The following is a 20811-nucleotide window of genomic DNA, read 5'->3' on the forward strand; positions in this document are numbered from 1 at the left end:
GATGAACCTGCAAACTCATGTACGGAGCGAAGACCCGTTTCAAGGCATTCATGCGGCGTGCAATGACGCGCAGAGTGCCCAGGCGTGGATGGCCAATATTTGCGGACCGCACGGGCTCAAGGTGTCTGCACCGCAACGTTTGAACTTCCAGCATGCGGGCAATGTGCTGAAGTCCATGTCCACAGTGATTGGCTGTATCGAATACGGCACGGATGTGACCATTGATATCGATGCGTCGGCGCTGTGCAGTTACAGCATCAGCCTGCCACTCAACGGTCAGCAGGCGTTGCGTCGCCCGGAAGGCTTGTTGCTCTCTGACAGCCTGACCGGTCTGATCGTGTCGCCACATGCTCAGCAAGAGCTGTCTATCGCCGGTGACTGTCGCAAGATCCAGGTCGCAATCAAATGTGCAGCCATGCGCCAGGTGCTGGAGGAAATGCTGCAGCGCTCGGTCGATGCACCGGTTGTGTTTGACGCACAGATCAGCACTCACGATGGCAGCACAGCCGCCTGGTGGCGCTGGGTAAAGCATCTGCTGGCGGAAATGGAGCAGTCCCGGGACTTTTTCGCGCATCTGTCCATGGTGCGCGATATCGAGCGGGCCTTGATAAAAGGCCTGTTGTTGTCACAGCCCAATAATTATTCGTGCGAATTGCTGAGTCTGTCTCAAGCGCGCTGTCCTGAATATCTGTCCAGGGCCAAACAGTTCATCCATCAACACGCCGACGAAGGCATCACGCTGGAAGATATTGAGCACGCGGCGGGTATATCGCGCTTCAAGTTGTCATCGGACTTCAAGAAGCATTTCGGCATTTCACCGCTGTGCTACTTGAAGCGTTATCGACTTGAAGCCGTCAGACGGGCGCTGTTGGAGGAGGGCTGTAACCAGAATATTTCTGCCGTTGCCATGCGCTGGGGATTCAATCATCTGGGGCGCTTCTCATCGGACTATAAAAAGTTGTTCCTGGAAATGCCGTCGACCACCGTTGAGCGTCGACGGCTGTATTGATTGAGTTCAGGAATCAAGTTTTATCGCTCGTTAAAGAGGGCGATAGCAGCCTCGGAACACTAATAACTTTAAAGGTATCAAGATGCTGTTTTCTGCGATTGAGACAATCGAGACGATTATTGTCGATCTGCCGACTATTCGGCCGCACAAGCTGGCCATGCACACGATGCAGAACCAGACGCTGGTGGTGATCCGCGTGCGCAGCGCCGATGGTATTGAGGGCATCGGTGAGGCCACCACTATTGGCGGCCTGGCCTACGGCAATGAAAGCCCTGAAAGCATCAAGACCAATATCGATCGCTACTTCACGCCACTGCTGATCGGGCAGGACAGTGCCAACGTCAATGCGGCCATGCAGCGCCTTGAGAGCTGCATACGCGGCAACACGTTTGCCAAGTCCGGGGTTGAAAGTGCATTGCTTGATATACAAGGCAAGCGCCTGGGCTTACCGGTCAGCGAGCTGCTTGGCGGGCGAGTACGTGATGCATTGCCAGTGGCCTGGACCCTGGCCAGCGGTGACACCGACAAGGACATCGCCGAAGCGCAGAAAATGCTCGACCTCAGGCGCCATCGTATTTTCAAACTGAAAATCGGTGCGGGGGAGGTCAACCGTGACCTGGCCCATGTCATCGCGATCAAAACCGCGCTGGGCGACCGCGCCAGCGTGCGGGTCGATGTCAATCAGGCCTGGGATGAGGCCGTCGCGTTGCGTGCCTGTCGGGTATTGGGCAGTAACGGCATTGACCTGATCGAACAGCCCATTTCGCGTAATAACCGTGCGGGTATGGCGCGTCTCAACGGGATCAGTCCGGTGCCGATCATGGCCGATGAGTCCATCGAGTGCGTGGAGGACGCTTTCAATCTGGCGCGTGAGGGCGCGGCTTCAGTCTTTGCCCTGAAGATCGCCAAAAACGGTGGCCCGCGCGCCGTGTTGCGCACTGCGGCGATTGCCGAAGCCGCAGGTGTCGGCCTGTATGGCGGCACCATGCTTGAAGGCGGTATCGGCACAGTGGCTTCGGCGCATGCCTTCCTGACCCTGCAGGCGCTGGCTTGGGACACTGAGCTGTTCGGCCCGCTGTTATTGACCGAAGACATCCTCACCGAGCCGCCGGTGTATCGCGACTTTCAGTTGCATATTCCTCGAACACCCGGCCTCGGTCTGAGCCTGGACGAACAGCGTCTGGCTTTTTTCCGTCGCGACAAGACTTCCATTTCCGTTCAACAAGCCTGAGGTGAGCAGCATGCTGTTCCACGTAAAAATGACGGTGAAGTTACCGGTCGACATGGACCCGGAACGTGCCGCACAACTCAAGAGTGACGAAAAGACCCTGGCCATGCGCCTGCAACAGCAAGGCAAATGGCGCCATCTCTGGCGGATCGCCGGGCTGTATGCCAACTACAGCGTCTTTGATGTGGACAGCGCGCAGGAACTTCACGATCTGCTCACGCAATTACCGTTGTACCCGTACATGGCGATCGAAGTTGACGCCCTGTGCCGACATCCTTCTTCCATCCATGAAGATGATCGCTGATCTGTGATCGGCCAAGTGCAGCACGTTAATAACCAAGTGCAGCACGCTAATAACTACAAGATGAGGATTAATCATGAGCGTCAGAATCTCCCGGACTGCAGGCGTTAAACAGTTTCTAGAAGAGGTCAGCGGGCAACTCAATGACAATGGCAACCCGCGTATCAAAACCCTGATTCACCGGATCTTGCGTGACTCGGTCAGCATCATCGAAGACCTGGAAGTCACCCCTGAAGAGTTCTGGAAGGCAGTCAACTATCTCAATGTGCTGGGTGCGCGCCAGGAAGCAGGCTTGCTGGTGGCTGGCCTTGGGCTGGAACATTATCTGGACCTGTTGATGGACGCCGCCGATGAGCAGGCTGGCAAGACCGGCGGCACGCCACGCACCATCGAAGGGCCGCTGTATGTGGCAGGCGCTCCGTTGAGCCAGGGCGAGGCCCGGCTGGACGACGGGCTTGATCCGGGCGTGCCGCTGTTCATGCGCGGGCAGGTCAGGAATACACGGGGCGAACCCGTTGTCGGGGCTGTGGTGGATGTCTGGCACGCCAATACGGGTGGCGGTTACTCGTACTTCGATGTCAGTCAGTCGGAGTTCAACCTGCGTCGTCGCATCGTCACCGATGCTGAAGGGCGTTACCGCTTTCGCAGCATCGTGCCGTCTGGCTACGGTTGCCCGCCCGATGGCCCGACGCAACAGTTGCTCGACCAACTGGGCCGTCACGGCCAGCGCCCGGCCCATGTGCATTTCTTCGTTTCTGCCGCCGAGCATCGGCACCTCACCACCCAGATCAATCTGGACGGCGACCAATACCTGCATGACGATTTTGCCTACGCCACACGTGACGAGTTGATCGCTAAAATTACCTTCAGCGACGAGCCCGCGCGCGCCAAGACACTGGGTATTGAGGGCCGCTTTGCTGAAATCGAATTCGACTTCACCTTGCAACCTGCGGTTGTTGTAGAAGATGAACAGCGTGGCGAGCGGTTGCGTGTGCTGGAGGATTGAGGGGTAGGGGGATTGAGTAGCCAAGGCCTGCTTTAGAGCAGGTCTTGGTGGTTGATTAGCGTTGTTTTGTTTTGCAGATGCTGCGTTTTCGTATGGTAAAGTTTTTCCGGCACTGGTTTAGTCATTGTTTTATGGAAGGTTTTTTGAAGACTGTCCGGATCCCCAAAAAACATTTTGACTTAGCTCTAGGACGGTGTTTTCAGGTGGAAAAAATTCAAATGTGCCCCCAGTTTTGCCCCAGTAGCGCGGGATATCCGGGCGATCGAGATTGGCGATCTCTGAGGCGGAGCAGGGTGGTCGTCGATGGCTTTCAATGTACGTCAGACTCGGCTTGCACGGGGGATGGCTGGATGATTGGTCGCCTAGGGCAGGGCACCAAGCGCCTGGTAGGACACCAAATCACATTCGGTGTCCGGTGTGTCATAGCTCAACGACAGATATTACGGCTAGCTGCTTACGCTGCTAGCCGTAATATCTGTGTTGGGAGAAGTCTATTGATAAAGGAGCGTGCCTGTGCACACGCCCCTATAGTTGAAGTTAATGCTACTCCCAGCCGAGACCAAGCGTGCGCCGCAACGAATGCTAGCGTCCGCCTCGTAGATCTAGGCGGTCTAGCTCCTCAAGAGTTTGGACAACGACCTCGACAAGTTCCCCGTCAAAGTCATCGCGGTCTGCCTCCTCATGAGTGCCTTTGTTCAGGTAGGTCCAGACAAGATTATTGACTGGAATACCCAAAATGCGGCCATACGCAGCAAGAAGTGGCTCTCTGTTCGCATGGTGGACGGTCTGGGCATCTCCCAGTTTCTTGACCAACGCTTCGCATAGATTTCTCAACGCAGGCTCGGCACCGACGCCAGCCAACATCAGATTCAACACGCCTTGGCCATGACTTCCAAGCCACCGCCAAACTTTCTCGCTCAGCATCTCCAAGGCTTGGCGAGAAGCAGCGAGCGCATCTCGGTCGTTGAGCGCTTCCCTTGCTGCCCTGGCCTTGGCAATGTAATTCGCGCTCGGTACGTTGCCGGTAACTCTCGGTTGATAGTTGCCATCGTGATGTCGGAACAGGTAGACCTGGCACGCATTTCTGCGATGGGCAGGAAGGTGTTGTTGGATGTCTTTAATGAACTCGTTGCTGTGACAGGTGACGATTAGTTGGATTTGAGCGAAGTGGTCGCCCTCAAAGATCGCCTCTCGGATTCCGCCTCGATGGTCATGGTCGATGGCATTGATGGCATCGTCGAAAACGATAACAGGGCAGCCGATGCTCTTCGCTTTGGTCATCAAAATGGCAAGGCCGAGACAGCGTATATGCCCCTCGCTCAGAACGTGGAGCGCATCGACGCGGACCCCAGGGTTTCCCCGGAAGCTGATTTCGATCTTTTCTTCGCCAGTCAAAGGCAGATGCAGCGCTGATAGCTTGTCCTCGTCGCGATCATTGCGATTGAATGCGTTATAGAGGTCTCTGGCAGCGTCATTCAGCCCAGCCATTAGCTGACCAGGGAGTTGATCTCTATAAGATCTAAGTACTTCGAGAAATCTGTCGTAGGCGGTCTTGTACGGCCTGTCGCGGGCGATATCTAGTCTCTCCTGCTCCGCTTGTGCGATCAACCCAGCATTTGTTTCGTCGAATGCTTTGATGCGGTTACGTGCTGCTTCGATATCCGCTTGCAGTTGTTGCCGCTTGAGATCTTGCGCTTGCACCTTTAGCTGGAATTCGTTGAGTCGCCGACGTTCATCGATGTGCGGTTGTCGATCTCGCTGAGCCGTCCTTGACGCCTCGTCTTGCGCGGTCATGCGGTCTACTACGCCGAGGATCTCATCCAGCGAAGGAAATCCGCGCTGGCCTGTGGGGGGCTGGGGATAGATATCTGTCCACCAACGACCGACAGGCTCCGCGGGGAGCTGCAGAGCCCATCGACCGACTACTGATTCCTCTTCTTGCTGAGCAGTTATGAACGCGCTGAGGGGGGAGAACATCTGCCGCAACGCGCGAGATGCTTGGCCAAGTTTTACCTCAATGGTCTGCTGTTGCTCTTGAAGGGCACCCAGCTCTTCAAGCTGCTGCAAGCCGTCTACTGCCTTCTTAAACGGATCTGCGGCAACATGAGCGTCACCGTTCAATGGTGTGTCGCAAGCGGGGCAGCGGTCTCCAACAGTCTGCTGCAAGGCGAGAACAGAGTTGTACAGTGCCTTGAAGGACACTTGGTCGCTCTTGGCCCGAAGAGAATCGATAACCGCATCAAGCTCCTGGGAGCACTGGTGTGCCTCTGCGAAAGCATCCTGGAGACCTTGTCGTGTGACACCAAGAACACTCGGTGGAACCGCTTCCAGGATGCCATCAAGCTCTTGGAGACGTCCTGAAGATTCCCCTGTACCAATCAAGCCCTTCAGGGTTTGAAAAGTGAGTTCAACTGCGTACTCTTTGGCTAGAGAGGATTCCTCTTCGTCCAGCACTTGCTGGGAGGCAGCTTCTCCATTAACGGTTGCTTGGTCTGCCTTCAGCGCGTTCCGGCGCATCGTCAAGATGGTTTGTAGTTCTGCGACCAGAACAAGCTGTCCGTCGATGGTCTCGTTGAAATGGCCTACGAATTCATTGAACTGGTCCATACCAAAGAGTGTGGCAATCAGTTCGGCTCGCTGAGCATTAGGCCGGGCAGCGATTCTTGAAAATGCGTCGATTCGGTTTTTTTCTATAAAACAGAAGCGGTAGGTGTCGAGATTTGCAGCAACGTCGACCTCGCGTCCTTGTTGATCCGTAGCCTTCAGAACTGGCGGATCGAATCGTTTGTCGTGGACATTTGCCAGATACGTCCTTGCCGCAATACGTTTGTTACCGGCCTCTTCGACATCCCCAAGAAGAGCATATTCCAATCCTTCGCAAAGGCTGGTTTTCCCACTGCCATTGGGGCCGTAGAAAAGGATGATCTGCTTTGTTAGGTCGAAAGGCTCAGGTGCTCGGAATCCCCTAAATGGACCGAGCGTTAGGTGACGCAACCTAACCCATGGCCAGACGCCTGCGTTTGCTTCAGCGACGTCGGCTGGAGGCGCCTCAACCGTACCATCAAGCTCTCGCCGCATTAGGCTTACTAGACTTACTAGAAAAGTCGAGCGCTGGCTTCGTTGTCGTGAGGTTCCCGCCAATTCGTCAAAGTTAGCAAGGGCCAAAGTAGCCAGGCGGCGCACGCCGCCGGGAACTTGCCTATCTGGCTGGTAAATCCAGTGCACGAAGCGTTCAAAATCCTGTCTTGCCGATGCCATGCCCCCTCCCTTTGATCAGCGGTATCTGTAGCTAGCGTACCGTATGGGTCGTAGGGCTCACCAGGAGCACCTGAGTAGATATTCAGCCTTGGCTGTAAGCAGGCCCGTATCCTAGGTGATCTTGACGTTTTCACACTCTCGCTTATTCTGAAACACAATTAATGTGTTTTTGAATTTTGGAGGGTGGCATGGTCAAGTATCCCGAGTTCGCAGCGCTCATTGTCACCCTCAGAAGCGCTAAGGGGTGGAGGCAAAAGGAGTTTTCTACCAGTGCAGGCCTCACTCAGCAGACGGTTAGTCGCTGGGAGAAGGGTGAGTCCCGTCCGAGGGCGGAAGAGCTGCCTCGCCTCGCTGCTCTTCTAGAGGCGGAGTTGAGCGCTATGGCTGCCGCTGCTGGATATGTACAGCCTGCTCCAGTCAGCGGTCAGCCTGAAGGTGCGCCGACCTATGACGTTCCGCTTCCAGTGCATTCTTTGCGACCTGACAGCTTCGAAAACTTTAGTGCTGATTTTCTTCACCGGTACTACCGTAGTCGTGCCGGCGTAGTAAATCGCTTTGGTGGTAATGGCAGCAAACAATACGGTATCGATATTGAGGTGCGTGGGAGCACTTTCGTGCATACATTTCAATGCAAGCGTGTAGAAGAATTTGGGGCGCAAAAAGTCCACGATGCTGTGGCCGAACACACTTATGTGTCAGATCTCAAGGTGCTGTTGCTTTCCAATATCGCAAGTCCTAAAGCCCGCCAGGCAATTGCTCAGTATGATGGGTGGGAGCTGTGGGATCGGATAGATATCTCAGCAAAATTCCGTGAGCTATCAATGGTTGATCGAAGGGATTTGGTCGACATTTATTTTCGAGGGCAACGCCAGGCACTTCTTGGTGAGCCGGAGTCGGGGCCATTTCAGAGGGCCGAAGAGTTCTTTAAGGGTTTCACGGATAATAGTCGCTTCTTTAATCATGCCTGGACTTTAGTAGGCAGGGAGGAAGAGTTAGAAAGGCTGGCTGCAGATGTTCTCGATGACAATCTCCTGGTTACGATGCTTCTGGGGGCTCCGGGGAACGGGAAGACTCGACTTCTACGAGAGGTTGTTGAGAGGGTGCGAGGGGCGCGGCCGGATATATATATTCTTTTTGTTTCTCCGACGGAAGATGTCAAGGCACAACATTTAGACGAGTTGGGGGGCGATGCGAAGCTATTAATTATCGACGATGCCCATGATCGTGATGATCTTGCCCAGTTGATGCGGTATGCGTCAGTGGAAGAGAACAGGGCAAGGTTGTTGATTTCATTGCGGCCATACGGTCGAGCTATGGTTCGTAATCAAGCCTCACTTGTAGCTATGGATGGCCCTCAGGTAGCGAGTGTGGAGTTGAGGCCGCGTACTAAGCAGGATGCAAAGATCCTTGCTTTGCAGGTATTGCAAGCCTCGGGCGGGCCGATCGAGGCGGCAGATATCATTGCGGAACTGACATACCCCACGCCGCTTGTGACCGTGCTAGCTGCTCAGATAGTCGCCAAGGAGAATGTAGCGCCGGCGTTGATTGGCAACAGCGAGAACTTTCAGGAGCATGTGCTTGCCAGACTGGAAGATATTATTGCTGGCAAAATTGTGACTGGGCAGGACGTACCCAAGCTTCAAGCCGTTCTTCAGATGGTCGCATTGCTGCAGCCTGTGGTGTTCGATGATCCGGCTTTCCTCCGGATCTTGCAGGAGGTTGAGGGGCTGGGGCATGAGGATGCTCAGCGCCTGCTTCGTCTCCTCGCTGAGGGGGGAGTTCTCTTTAAGCGCGGTCTTCGTCACCGGCTGGCTCCGGACCTACTGGCTGACTCCATCATCCAGCGCAACTTTATTGGTATTGATGGATCCGTAACCCCCAAGGTTGAGCGTGTTTTCGAGCTCGCTGACTCTGAGTACCTGAAATATCTATTAGTCAACCTAGGGCGTCTTGACTGGCGTTTGCGGAATGGTGATCCAGAGGGAAGCACATTGCTGTCCAGTATTGGACGAAAGCTCCAATGGCACGGGGAGTACCATAATCCGCACGCTCATGCCGTCGAGGCCGTGGCTTATTATCAGCCGCGGCTGGCACTCAACTTCGCTGAGCGGCTTATAGAGGAAGGTCATGGGGATGACGGCGGCGTATGCGGGATGATTCGCAACGCTGTCTTCAACCCGGAAGTTTTGGAAGAAGGGTGTGTGTTGCTATGGCGGGCGGGGCGAGGAGACGCCCGTGCGTTGAACTCGCATCCGAACCACGGAATACGAATTCTGAGAGAGCTTGCTGAGTTCTCACCTAACAAGCCAGTGGCTTATGTGGAGCAAGTGGTAGCTTTTGCTACTGAACTGCTGGAGCGCCCTGTGGCCTTGTCCGGGACTTACACACCTTTCACTATATTAGAAGGGGCGTTAGGTACTGAGATGGAGGAGGTCACTTCGAGTAATCGGAGTTTTACAATTACTCGATACAAGCTGGATTTTGAGCTTGCCAAGAGCGTACGGGCGCGAGTGATCGATGTCATGGTCAGCTCCCTAGAGCAAGGCCCACACCGGAAGGCATTTCTTGCTTCCAGTTTGCTTTCTGAGGCGCTTCGCGGCCCTATGCATGGCGGCGAAGATCTTGAAACGTGGGACTTTGCTCACGCTGAATTACTTCAGCGCGTGCATCTTGTGCTCGAAAATGCTCCGGTTCATCCGGCTGTTCTGGTTCAAACAGCGATATCCGTCAGTTGGCATGCTTTCTATAACGAGAATCAAGCATGCCGTTCTAGTGCGCGAGCTGTAATTGGGCTGTTGGGTCGTGACCTGCCGAGTCGACTGGTAAGGCTCATTGGTGACGCGTGGGGGCATCAGACGTGGGATAGTGGCGAGTCTTTCGAGTACAAGGCCCACGAAGCTGAGACTCTCGCTTTGATAGCGGATCTTACGGCCGAGTTTCCCGATGCTCTGGATCTGTACGAGTTCTTGGATCATTGGCTCAGTGAGATTGGTCACGTCGCAGGTAACGGGTGGGGGAGTTCGTATGTTTTTGTGAATCGCTTGCTTCAGGGGCGTGCAGATCTTGCTCAAGCGATCATGGCCAGACAGTCGAGCTCCCAGTCGCCCTTGAATTACTTTTCAGGGGCTGCTCTGGGCGTCCTCATAGCAGATCAGAACCGTCACGGTCTTATCGCTGATTTGTTAGGGGCTGATTCGGCGTGTGCTTGGGAAATGGTTTCGGATGCATATGCACGTCAGGCCGATGGATTCTTCACTGATGCTGATTTGCCGGTTTTGCGACGCATTTTTCAGTCGAATGACCCTTCTGTTTTACGCAACTCTGCATCTATCGCGCGCCAGATTGCCAAGGGTAAACCAGCGCTAGCGGTAGAGATGATCTGTACCGCCGATATGGTTGTCTCTCCTCAGGCTACTCATGATTTTTTCATGCTCTTGGCGAGCCGTAGCATCCTCCCCGCGGGAAGTATCAGTTTTGACCAATGGCGAATTCTTTTGAGAGCGCTAGAGCGGATGACTGAGCTTGATGGTCATTGGGTGGTCGAGTTTCTCAAGCAAGCTGTTGAGGTGGTTCCGGCAGACGTGGTTCAAATGATGAAGGGTAGATTGCAAGCTGTTGGTCGTTGCTTGGGGTATAGATCAATGCGCAGGGATCGTAGTGGTGCAGGGCTTGGTCTTCTAGCGCATCGTGATGGGCATCGCCTATTGCAAGAACTTCTTACCTGGGCCGTGGATGGTCAGGTGGGTGAGAAGCTGACTATAGATATAGGTGCGTGTGTTTCGGGTCTTTGCGGTAAGTATGAGCAGCAGGTGCTCGATTTGCTGCTGTTGCTAATTAAAGGCGGTGGCCAGGCGCACGTAAATGTTGTGGCAAGCGCATTACGAAGTGCGTACCAATCGTTCGTGATTCAGGAGACGTCCTTTGTTCGAGAGCTATTGAGTCAGGCGGAGCTTATTAGCGAGAAGGCCGTAAGAGATATCTCCTCAGCTTTATGGTCATCCGCCGTATCTGGCGGAAGATCTGGACTGGCTGGAGAGCCCTTTAGTGAGGATTTGGCACTTAGGGAGCATGCAGAAAAGACCCTCAAAGGTATGAGCAGGATGGACCCAGCGTATAGGCTGTACGGGGGGCTGCTTCAGCACGCCAAGGACAACATAGATCGGCAGGCAGACGAAAAGCGCGCGATGGAGCTGGAGGACGAGTAATGGCGATACATCTGGGATGCCTCAAGTGAGCCAACCAGGCGAAGGCTCCTCGCTCTCTGTATCCTTCTCGTTGATCGACCATGTTGTCGCTAGCGTCCTCGCCTTGCAAATTGCTCCATAGCGCCCGCCAGCAAAGCTGCGCGCGAATGACGGTGAAACAGACGGTAAAGGCACGTATCGATCACTGCCAATCCCTTTAAGTACGCGGGCTTAGGCGAGTTGTTGATGATTGAGTGGGCTACGTCAATGCTATCCAGGCCCAGCCCTCCAACTATGGTGTATTGCCCTGGTCCATGGTTCTCACCAAAAACTGTACATCTGCCTCGTTGAGTTGACCTCGCCAGAACGAGCCAGGGTAGTGATTGCATGACAACTGACATGGCCGCGTGAACTAAGTTGCATAGGAGATGTTCAGGCATAACATGGGCATCCAACCTCCTTGAGTTGCGTCTGCGGCTACAAATCCTCTAATCCTCGCCATCACAGCGAAAATCTCCCGCTGGTAGGCTCACGTTATGGATACTCTGGCCACACGCAGGGCACAGCTAGTCTCGCAAGCCCTAGCATCTTACTGTATGCAGATAAGGTAATCCTTAATAAGCAGCTGCGATTATCGAAATGCAGTCCTAATAAGTAGGACTGCAGATGCGAGCCAGTCCGGTAGAAATGGCTAAGGTGTTGATTGAATGAATCCAGATCGTGGTATGGTCATATTAAAGTTCGGCTAAAAACATCGAATCGGATTGAGTTGACGTATTCTGCTGATGTGTTGCGCTCTCTAAATACTGTTTCGAAAATATAAAATTCTGAGCGTGTAGCCTCGTTGCTCAGGATGTCTCCGACAATAAATAGTGCTCGATCTTCAGGGTGGAGCTTTAGCCAGGCGAGTAGTTCGTCTATGATTTTAGCGCGTGGAATGCCATTTTCCAGCTGTCTGCCTAGCCACTGATAACGATTCACGATTGTGCCAGGTTCGTTTAATAGGGCAAGGTCCAACGTTTGGGTGTGAACCGCTTTTTCGGAAGGTGGTTTTGGGGCGTATGGGTTTGAGTTAATGATGGGGTCAATGTATTTGGTGCGAAAATCTGTCAATCCGCCCTTGGTGCATTCATGAGCTAAAAGTACTAACTCGTTGTTGGTGAAATGGTTGAGGTAGGGCTTAATGTTATTCAGCGCTGTTTTCTGATTGTGGTTCGGGTTTTTTCTGTGCAAATATTTGAATGAGCTTAGGCTGAAGTGTCTTAAAAGCTCGCATGGGTGTGGAGATGAGTCGAAAGAAGCTTGTGCCAGTTTTGCGCTTGCTGCGTCGCTCATTAAAAGCAGTATTTGTACAATCATTGGCTTGGATTTAAGGCTGGCCCAGCGTGGCTCCAACATGGAAGTGACTTTGTGTGGGTCTACGTTGTAAAGTGCCCTTGCGAGAGAAAACTCTAGATCTGAGAAGCTTTCTGGGCTTTCTGCTAACCTGTCTAGGAGTGGCGGAAGGGTATCCGTCAACTCTTCCGACCATAGATAACGCTCGACTTGAAGCCAATAGACTGGGTCCTCTGGGACTTTGTTAACAAGCTCTGAAATGACAGATTGGTCTTTCATTCGTGCTCGTACCCACAATGCTCGCTCATAAAGTGGACTTTCCGGACGAATCGTACGTGCAGTTTTGAGGTCACGGTCTTCAAGGGTTAATGCCCAAAAAGCGAATGCCTCCTGTCTGATACTCTCGATCTCTTCAACGTTACATGCTATAGACATGAGTCGATCTTTAGATGCTATCGACATTTTTCTGCCTTTGTTTCGCCCTCCACGTTCCCAGTCAGACTTTAAGATTCTAGGATCGATAAAGTTGGAGTTTTCTGCTGAGTAGCGTGCTAAGTGCTCTACTGCGTCTGGATGATCCACGGCCCTCAACATGTAAGTTATCGGCCATCGAAGCTTTTCAGAACGCTTCGATCTGTAAATAAAGTATTGTATTGCTTTGCTAGGTGTGTACGTTATAAATGCCCATGCCACATTTTCAGCAGCAATTCGCTCGGCTGGCTGTCCCATAGTTGAGTTGGTCTCGTCTGGGAGAGACTCCCAGGCATCGCAAATCGGCCCCAGAGTTATTTCTGAGTTGTCTCCGCTACACCTGGCTGCGGCAAATATATATGAAGATAGACAGTCGATCTTACTGCGATCTTGGTCCCAGCATTCTTGAATCGATTCGGCAAGAGAGCTGCAGCCAATATAGCCTGCGAGTCGCAAGGCTCCGACTTTGCTGTTAAAAACTTTTTCGTGGCAATGGCCTAATTCTCTTTTTATTGCTGGCAGAAGTTCGTCTCGGCAACTATTAAGGACGGAGTTTGTAAGGTTTTGTATTGTGCTGCCCGCAGTGCCTAGCTCACAAAGCTGCAAAAGAGTAAAGCCTGCGCTGAAATTACCATTCTTAAAAGCTGCCGCAAGCAGGGGATGCCAAAAATAATCGTCTCTACCGAAAGAACTTACAAGCGACAGGACGTGCGTGGAGCTTACTTCGCTAAGTGTTCGGGCGATTGCGTATCTTTGGTTGGAAAAATCTGCGTCGTTAGAATGATAGTGTAGCCAATGGTATAACGCTTCGGCTGCGGTGTCAGCGTAGTCGCTATCAATTTCGGATGCAATACGCAATGCATGAGCTGCCGTTACAGGTGTAGAGTCCATTAGAATCAAAAGTCTGGATAATGGAAGTTTTATTTTAACTATCGCATCTGCGGTTGCCTCTGAAAAGAATGGGTCGGTAACGTAGTGAGGGAATTCCTCCGAGCCAATTGCCTCAGTGATAGCTCCGCTGAGGAGTTTGTGCAGCAAACGATCATGCCTGAACTCTAAAATGCCGTCTGTGTTTGTGTTGTTTATGCGTAATAGGTTTCCTTCTAGAGATATTTTTGTTAAGAGGTTAATTGTGTCCCTGTTCGGGATCCATGAGGTGATCTGGCGCCAGTTAGGTGAAAGGACTCCGTGCTGTAGCATGGCGTGAAGTAAATTATTGATGGCGTGGATTAGTTCAATCGGCATGCAGTGCGAACGGCTGGCGATGATTTTTATATGGTCTTCAATATATTGATTAATTACATCGGCAGGAGGTTCGGTAGATTTCATGTCGTAGAAGCCGATCAAAAATGGATCATGCCCGAGTCGATCTGCTAAAGTTTGGATGTGGAGCTCGTCGATTGATACGTGAGACCTGTCGGCACGTTTGGAGATCGCTTTGATCGCTTCGCTGGAAGTGTATTTTTCGACGTATATAAGGTCTACGTTTTCTAATGTGCGTTTTTTATCTTCGATCACATCAAGATACTGAGGCCAAATAGGAAGAATGACTCGCCAAGATCGAGCGGTTGCACGAGTCCAGCCTAAAATTTTGTTTAGCAGTAACGCCGGAGTCTCTACGCGGTTCACATCTTCTATCAGGATTGTTAGCGGCTCTTCTTTCATGCAAAGCAGTAGTGCTTTTCTGCCTGCTCCAGCTTCTAGGTCAGGTTCCTGGCGACGAAGCTCAGCTTCCAAAGCAATTTCAATACTGGCAGCGCCAAGTAAAAATTCCGATTTGAGTACAATGGCGGGCAGTCCATCAGTGATATAGGAATCTAAGGCAGTGGCGCAGGAGGTTGTTTTTCCCATTCCAGATGCTCCGACCACCAATGTGTCGGTACGTTCTAGGTTAAAGTTCTCACGTAGAATAGTTACTTCTACTGTGTCAAACGGAAGGTGGTCCTGCAAACTACGCCTTCCTATCTGAAGCAGAAGCTGACGGGACAGCAATTTCACGGGAGCGCCGAGATGGTTGCGTCTTATTATTTGACCCGTAGGGTCCGTGTCTAAGAAATGGGCGATTCTAGAAACACTCCAGATATCAAGATGGATTCCAGTTGATTTCGCTAAGCTTTCTACCGATGATCGTAAATCCACCGATGGTTCACAGTTGGTGGTCAAGGCATATGTGACAGCGAGCTCTGGGTGCTCTTCACGGAGTTTTCGAATCTCAGAAATCCCTTTAACTAAGTCTCCGGCAGGCTTGGTTGGCTTACTCCCAGGATTTTTAGGTATGACTCTGGCAGGGTCATGGAGCCATTTGCCCTTCAAATCGTTTTGCTCCGTGGTGTGTGCAGCGCAAACAAACCGGGGCGGGGACTCCATTAGTAGCCAGCCTACATTATCAAAGGGGGCTTTCACGGTCTTGCCGCCAGGTTTCACGCCGGGATGGGACAGATTTCCGTAAACCATTGGGGACGCAGCTCGAAGTACGGCTGCGGCTAAACGCTCAAAGGCCGCGGCATCGTTCATCTGGGATAAACTACGCTCAGTATCAGAACTCATTTCCATATGTTAAACACCGTGAAAAAAGAAACATTTGACGTCCAAGCTAGACGCACGATATCGCTACCAGTCAGAGGTACTTCTTGAACGTTGCAGTCGTGATCTCCACCATGCATCCAAGTAATGCAGCACACGGCAGCAGCACCCATGTGGGATTCAACGAGCAAGGTAGGGAAAGGTAAATCACCCATGGACTCACCATCAATGGCAACAGTGCGCGTTTTGCTCGATGTTAGACAAAGCTGCTTTCTCGACCAGCTCCAAATTTACGCAGGTCACGTCGCATCAAACCGTCGACGGCACCGGTGATCACCGCAATTAGGAACAGAGGCATAGCCAGAGTCAGCACCGCCAAGCGCACCACAAAAGTGAAGATCGTGAATAGGGCTGCCAGCAAGTAGTCCTGCATCACAACGTAGGCCTGCGCGAACTGCCCCTGCAGTGACGCTTCTCGACTGAGCAGTTTCAGCTGGGTGTCCGATTTCGCCCATCCAGAGCGCACCACGACCCAATCGTTCAGGTGTTCGAGTACCTTGGCGGTCGCTTGCGCGGGTTCTTGCACAAGCAGTGAATTCTTGAAATGGCCACTGAGTCAACCCAGCTCACTCAGCCACATGGCATGGCTGTGATGCCAGCCCTGCTCGGGCCAGAACCACAGCATTCCCACGAACTCCAGCACGATGGAAAACATCAGCGAAGCGAACAGCAGGCCGAGTAGCCGCAGACACAGCCCGAGCATGCCGAAGATGAGCCCCGGACTTCGCTGTGGAGGAGGCGGGCTGGCTGGGGTGGTCGACATACGGGCTCCAGAGTATCCGGTTGCTCACTGCGTGCTCATTATAGGAGCGTCTGCGCCCTGGTGGAGGCATTTCGGGATCGAAATCGACCGTCGGAGCACCGCTGGTGCTGCTCCACCAACCTTGGTTAGTTGATTTCCCGCCACCGAACAGGAGTAGCAGGGTCAAGGTGTAGCCTGCGCATAGTGGCGATCTGGGGAAAGTCCTCCTTGACCGAGAGTAACGCAGCTTCCGCCTCCGCAACCTGATTGGCCTGACGGTATCGCTCGACCAGGGAAAGGCCCAAAAGAGGCTTCCACGAGAGTGGGGAGCCACTGCCGTATAGGCAGCTCAGAAATTACTGTTGATGTCAGCAAGGATCTGTTGAGAATTCACTACCGTACAGGCAGCGGGACCTTGGTCAGGCTTGGTATAGAGCTTTATGGTGAGCAGGTTTGTTCCGTTAGATTGTTATTCCTGTGATACTGAATGGCCATATTTCGCCTCACCGGTTGTCGCCAAACACTTTGATGATGCCGGCAGTTCATTGCTGTCTGCTTAGCTCGGAAGAGGGACGACGTAGCCATAAACGACTAAAGGACACTATATGAGCTTGGATAGCCATCCTGCCAAGGCCATGCCATCGAACAATACCGCCACGGGCAGCAACGCAAGCTCCTCGGCGGGAGCCGTCGCTGCACTAGCAGGCTATGACTATCAGCTCAATGTATCGGAGCTGGCGGCTCTTCGGCTGCTGCTGATTACTAAATCTGCCACGAGCCTGACTTTGGAACCTGCCAATGAAGAGGATCTGGAGGCTGATTTAGAACCCTTTGAACCGAGTCCGGTAGTCCCTAAGGCATCCTTGGCCAGCGGGTACAAGTTGGTCATGCAGGTGAAGTTTTGTTCGGGTGATCCTTGGTCGGTTGCGGACTTCACCAGCCTGCTCAACCACGGTAAAAAACGACGGCCTGCCAAGCATCACCTTGATGATCCCGACACCCATTTCCTGCTGGTGACCAACGCAGACGCGACAGGTGTTACTCGCGATCTGCTCGTCTCGGATTTTGAGGAAAAACCCGATCCGGCTTCGTTTCCACCCTCACTCAGACAGACACTGACGAAGACCCCAGAGGGTCGTGTAGCCATCTGGGGAGGACTTACTAACGAGCTCATAGAGTTCAAGATCAGGGAGATCCTGTCTGACTTGCTGCGCATTCCTCACTCTCGCCTGAAGGCGTGTCGTGAGAAGCTGAGGTCAGAGTCACTCCGTCGCATGCGTGGCACAGGCCCTGGGGTCTGGACTCGCGATGAACTACTGGCCATCGTACGTGAGCATGGGGGCTTTCTGGCGAGTGCGGCGGAGCTGGACGCGTTTGTCGAACCCTCTAATTTTGAGGCGATGCTGTCCCACTTTCGTAAGCAAGGCGCCATTGTCATTACCGGTCCTTCCGGGACGGGCAAGACACTTGCTGCACTTGCGCTGTGTGAGCGGGCCCGGTTAGCGGCGCCAGGCCTTGATGTCGTCACGGTGAATCCTGCCGAAGGTCCGTCAGTTACAAGACGCCTGGTCAATTCAGGTCCCACATTATTTTACCTGGAGGACCCCTGGGGGCAGTACAGCCTCAGATCGGGTTCTGAGAGTTGGACGGAGCAATTGCCCAAGTTGCTACCTGGTGCACGCGCTGGCAACCAGTACGTGGTCACGTCACGTGCTGATGTAATGAGGGAGGCTGAGGCGGAGCGGGGTCTTAAACTATGGTCAATGGAACTCAATGCTGATCACTACAGCGACGGCCAACTGGCTAAAATCTATGAGAAACGCATGGCCGCGATCGCCACGCCCCTGCAGCCCAAAGCTCTGGAATTCAAGCGCGAAGTGCTCGCAGCCTTGGAGACGCCACTGGAGCTGGATCTGTTTTTCACGAACCTCTCTGAAGGTCCTGAGGCCGGCGAGCCGGATTATGCTTTTCTAAGCCGCCTACTAGACCTAGCTCATCGCGATGCGGTCGAGGGTGTTGTCGTCAAGTACCTGAAAGCGGTAGACCAAATAGGGCTGTCGGCTGTGGTGTGGGGGCTGGTGGCGGCGCGTGGTCATTTCGATCGAGAACAACTGAGTGCTGTCCTGCGCCGATTGCGCCGCATTGATCCTCCCTTGGGAGCGCAATTGGACGGTGCTGTTGATCGGATGATTGCAGCTCGACATTTACGCCAGCCCAACCGTAAGGTCACCTTCTCCCATACGAGCGTTCGCGCAGGCTTTGCGACGTTTCTCAAAAAAAACTGGTCCTGCAGTGAAAGCGCTCTCAATGCGCTTTTATCAGCCCTGGTTTCATTGACCGGCGACCAGCGTGACTGGGGATTGGAGACCGCTGCACGTGTCTTGAGTAAGGCGCTCAGTTTCAGTGAGGATCTGACGGACAGTTATGACGTGTTTGCAGTGGATCATGCCAGTCAAGTCGCGATTGATGAATGGCTTGATGAGTCGCTTTTCGATCCTCGCTCTGAGCTTATGCCTCTGCTAGAGCTCGCTGCTGATATCGGATCCGTCGACTCCATCCCTTCAGAGGTTGCCCGCTGGATAACCAAGGGGCGAAGGAGAGGCGGGGGCTTCTTCATTGATGGTTGGGCGCCGCCAACGTTTAGCGACAAGTGGTACGACCGTGTGTGCGCCGATCCTCGCTCGGCGGTGATCGTGGAACGTTTCGTCCGCAAGTATCTGTCACAAGATTTCGGAGAGTACAGTCGGCACTTCGTGCCTCAGCTTGATCGGATCGCCCCTGGGTTGGCGCCGGCTTTTATCGAGGTGGCGCATACCCTAGTCGGTACCCCCTTCCATTCAAATGCTCATGTGATTGCCGCGGGAGCTATAAGGGACTTGCCGGGATACGAGGCCGTGTTAGCCGAAGCCTTGGCAGAGCTTGAGGCGCTACGGTTGCCAAACCCGCGAAATGTCAAAGAGTGGAGAGCCATTGAAGACGGTGAGCACGACATTACGTATGAGGAATGGTACTACTCTCGACCAGATGATGAAGGTGAGGCTTCACGCATTCTTGTTGCGACTTACGTTTCAACTAAGCGCTCCTCGGGATACTGGCAGCACCTTGCCAATCATCATCATGCCAAAAGCTTGGTCAACGAGTGGGCGCGCAACATTCAAGACTCTAGGCTTAAAACCGGCGAGGATGAGCTACTCAGCATTTTGAACATTGCCTTGGGCAGTAACAGTGAGGATCTCGCGTGGAGAGTTGCTCACAAGCGTTGGTACCCTTCGCTGGAAAAACCGTTACTGGATCGAATGCTTTCCTTGCCTGAGGATGAAGACCTTCGCAATTCGCTCATGCTCTGTGCTTACACTGTCGCTCCCGCAGTCCTGGTTGAATGCTTCAAGGCACTCACGAGTTCACCGGTGGCCTTCATTCACCTTTTGGTGGACTTCAGCGTGGTGGTGAAGGAGGAGGAGGGCAGTCTTTTTGACCTGCGTTTTCTCCCTATTGAGGCCACGGAAATCCTGGGTGCTCTTTGTGCTACGGGCCCCTCAAAAGGTGTTGGAGGTCCGGCGCTGTCTTTGCTGGAGTCTGCTGCGTCAGATTGTTCATTGACCGTTCTGGCTCAGATTGTGCCGATCATGATTGCGAGTGGCGGTGTGCCGACGAGTACCATCGAGCGTTGGCTGGATGAAAGCACAGAGGCTGCGAGCGCACTCGCAGCGGCGCAAGCGGCAATAGCAATAGACAGTGAGCCGCTCGTCTGGCGTGCCTTGAGTCATCGCCGTGCTGACGCCCGCTGTGCGGCACTTGAATACCTGGCACCTAGGCTACCGGATCCGTTGCCCCCTCAGTTTCTCGATCTGAAGAGTGATCGAGGAAGCCGAGTGCGCCTTGCACTCGTTAACGAGTTGAGCAACCGACCACATGCAGACCATTTACCGGTCTTGATGGCAATGTCGAAAGATCGCTACTCAGAAGCTAATGCAGCCTATGACGAGCCAACCTTTTACCGGATTGCACGCGAGGCAGTGAATGCGCTTGAGGGGTACGGGGAGCTGTCTTATGAGCATGGAAGGCAGCTTATCGACTTGGCGAGAGCGACCGAAGATCGCACCTTGCGCCGTATTGCACTCACAACCGCTGCCAGCCTGTGTGAGGCCGAAATCCGCCAGCAGATTTGGGCCATATTGAAGAATAAGGACCTACTGCCGTGGGCCCGTGCCGACGCCACAGAGGCATTGGCTTTGGCGCCTTTTGTTGAAGCAGACATTCTGAGTAAGATCACCCCCAAGCGGTTGATGAGTGTGTCTGCAACATTAGCTGCTTCACTCACGGCCTTGGTGAGCCGGCATTTTCCTGTCGCTGAGGCTGCCACCTTCCTTGAGCAGATTGGGAAGTCTCAGACACACCGAGCCTTACTGCTGCTGGGCGTCTACGAGCTGGAAAGTCGTGATCTTGCAGTGGCTATGGGGCTTCTTGATCTACTGGATGATGGTCACCCGGCTCGCAAACTACTTGATGACGACGGCACACTCTTACCGTCTAACGTGCTCGATGACCTTGGCGATGTCAGAATTCGCAAGCTGGTAGGGGAGTGGCTGAAGGATCGTATTGAGGAAAATTAATCTTACGTCAAATGTGTCGGGTGCTAGATCGCTCAGCGGTTCACTGAATCGATTTCTCCACCCGTTACAACCTTGATTACG

Annotated in this window: 8 protein-coding genes and 1 pseudogene; 6 read left to right on the top strand and 3 right to left on the bottom strand. The window is 53.3% G+C overall.

The genetic code is table 11. The features are described from left to right. Position 1 precedes the first annotated feature (1 nt). The 4 genes from JL015_RS19770 to catA all read left to right on the top strand — a co-directional run bounded on the left by JL015_RS19770 (position 2) and on the right by catA (position 3544). The gene (locus tag JL015_RS19770; protein ID WP_201019632.1) at positions 2-1009 is read left to right on the top strand and encodes an AraC family transcriptional regulator; all 1008 of its coding nucleotides are present in this window, start codon (positions 2-4) and stop codon (positions 1007-1009) included. 82 nt (positions 1010-1091) lie between these two features. Then, positions 1092-2240, top strand: a complete 1149-nt coding sequence (locus JL015_RS19775) for a muconate cycloisomerase family protein (protein WP_201019633.1) — start codon at positions 1092-1094, stop codon at positions 2238-2240. Between the two features lie 10 nt (positions 2241-2250). Continuing rightward, positions 2251-2541 (top strand): muconolactone Delta-isomerase, encoded by a 291-nt coding sequence (gene catC, locus JL015_RS19780; RefSeq protein ID WP_201019634.1) that lies wholly within the window; start codon positions 2251-2253, stop codon positions 2539-2541. 73 nt (positions 2542-2614) lie between these two features. Then, positions 2615-3544, top strand: a complete 930-nt coding sequence (gene catA, locus JL015_RS19785; RefSeq protein ID WP_201019635.1) for a catechol 1,2-dioxygenase — start codon at positions 2615-2617, stop codon at positions 3542-3544. Positions 3545-4126: 582 nt separating this feature from the next. Here catA and JL015_RS19790 read toward each other — a convergent pair. Then, positions 4127-6802 (bottom strand): AAA family ATPase, encoded by a 2676-nt coding sequence (locus JL015_RS19790; protein ID WP_201019636.1) that lies wholly within the window; start codon positions 6800-6802, stop codon positions 4127-4129. Positions 6803-6990: 188 nt separating this feature from the next. Between JL015_RS19790 and JL015_RS19795 the strand changes: the two genes are divergently transcribed. Further along, positions 6991-11007 (top strand): helix-turn-helix domain-containing protein, encoded by a 4017-nt coding sequence (locus tag JL015_RS19795; protein ID WP_201019637.1) that lies wholly within the window; start codon positions 6991-6993, stop codon positions 11005-11007. A gap of 708 nt (positions 11008-11715) precedes the next feature. Here JL015_RS19795 and JL015_RS19800 read toward each other — a convergent pair. Then, entirely contained in the window at positions 11716-15345 is a 3630-nt protein-coding gene (locus tag JL015_RS19800) for an ATP-binding protein (protein WP_201019638.1), read from the bottom strand. 64 nt (positions 15346-15409) lie between these two features. Further along, positions 15410-16138: pseudogene (locus JL015_RS19805) on the bottom strand (TIGR03747 family integrating conjugative element membrane protein). A gap of 584 nt (positions 16139-16722) precedes the next feature. Here JL015_RS19805 and JL015_RS19810 point away from each other — a divergent pair. Beyond that, the gene (locus JL015_RS19810) at positions 16723-20730 is read left to right on the top strand and encodes an nSTAND3 domain-containing NTPase (RefSeq protein WP_201019639.1); all 4008 of its coding nucleotides are present in this window, start codon (positions 16723-16725) and stop codon (positions 20728-20730) included. Positions 20731-20811: the final 81 nt, after the last annotated feature.

It is taken from the genome of Pseudomonas cichorii, assembly GCF_015471405.1.
GTDB lineage: Bacteria > Pseudomonadota > Gammaproteobacteria > Pseudomonadales > Pseudomonadaceae > Aquipseudomonas > Aquipseudomonas serbiensis.